This is a genomic window from Vibrio genomosp. F10 str. 9ZD137, assembly GCF_049974785.1.
Taxonomy (GTDB): Bacteria; Pseudomonadota; Gammaproteobacteria; order Enterobacterales; family Vibrionaceae; genus Vibrio.
On the sequence record NZ_JBNGCJ010000989.1, the window covers coordinates 1 to 1,372 of the forward strand.

3 protein-coding genes are annotated in these 1,372 nt (G+C 45.6%); 2 read left to right on the forward strand and 1 reads right to left on the reverse strand.

What is annotated here, in order from left to right; translation table 11 throughout:
• Window positions 1–541: PKD domain-containing protein (locus ACP45E_RS21230; protein WP_241824368.1), on the reverse strand; the 541-nt coding region annotated here is incomplete at its 3' end.
• A 57-nt stretch (window positions 542–598) separates the two neighbouring features.
• On the opposite strand from ACP45E_RS21230, the gene ACP45E_RS21235 reads away from it, so the two are divergent.
• On the forward strand, window positions 599–823 hold the full coding sequence (locus ACP45E_RS21235) for a hypothetical protein (protein ID WP_017037406.1): 225 nt from the start codon (window positions 599–601) through the stop codon (window positions 821–823).
• 52 nt (window positions 824–875) lie between these two features.
• On the forward strand, window positions 876–1,372 hold a 497-nt coding region (locus ACP45E_RS21240), incomplete at its 3' end, for a glycosyl hydrolase family 18 protein (RefSeq protein ID WP_241824369.1).

Below are 1,372 nucleotides of genomic sequence, written 5' to 3' on the forward strand. Positions count from 1 at the left end.
CTAACCCGGTGACTTTGACTAGATCGAGAGAGGAGGTCTGACCATCATCGACAACCAATTGGAAGGTATACTGGGTATCCTTTGTTAATTCAGGTAATGCAAATGATGCTACTGATTTATTCGCATTACTGAGAGACACTGTTGGTCCAGACACTTGAGTCCAGACATAACTGAGTGTGTCACCATCGGGATCCGATGAGTTTGAACCGTCGATACGAATCGAACTTTTCGGTGACTGAACATTAAGATCTCGACCTGCATTAGCGATCGGAGCCTGGTTGCCTTGCTCTGTCCCACACTCGTTAGAGTCTGGAATAGGCAGCCAGGGATCATTCCCCCATCCTGCTTGATTAGAGCTCAACGCTCCTTGCGGATTCGGCTCGTTATACGACCCGGCCCACCATTTTGATTTAAATAACATTTGCTCATGACACACCTGAACACCACCTGAGTAACTTTTCTTTTCCCACTCAGGTGCGGCGGTGGCCAATGTGGAATACGTACCTGCTATCAGTACACATATTGGAACAATTCGCTTCACTTAGACTACTCCATTGCTTGATTGCCGTTGTTTGGCTCACTTATTAATGGATGGATTATGAGAGAGAGTGACTTGCTTCTGAATGAAACGGCTCGTTTCATTGGTTATTGGCCTTTCTTAACTCAACATAACTTGGCTTTTGAAATCAGCTTGTTTGTTGGGCATATACACGGACCTTATCGATCGCAGCTGTCTATTCAGTCAATGACTTCCATTCTGGTTTCAGGCAAATATTCCGTTACACAAACCTTATCTAATGAGTTTTATTACCTTGAAAGATAAGCCGTGAGTAGAAATCTACAGCCGCTTATTTGGTTAAATCAGGAGAATTTACATGTTCAATATCAAGTCATTACCTATGGCAATTTGTCTGGGTTTAGCGGCGCTATCGGGTTCAGCCGCGTCTGCTTCAGCCATGGCCGGTGAAATGGTCAACCCAGATGGTAACGTTGTTGTAGGGTACTGGCACAACTGGTGCGATGGTGCCGGATACAAAGGAGGCAATTCACCATGCATGTCACTGGATGACATTAACCCTATGTACAATGTCGTCGACATTTCTTTTATGAAGGTATACGACACAGCAGAAGGCCGGATCCCCACGTTTAAATTAGACCCAACGGTTGGATTGTCTGAACAAGAATTTATCAACCAGATCGAGCAACTCAATCAGCAAGGCCGTTCGGTGTTGCTTGCGTTAGGCGGTGCTGATGCCCACGTTGAGCTACAAAAAGGCGATGAACAAGCGTTTGCAGAAGAAATCATTCGTCTCACAGAGCAATACGGCTTTGATGGACTGGATATCGACCTTGAACAAGCCGCTGTGACTGC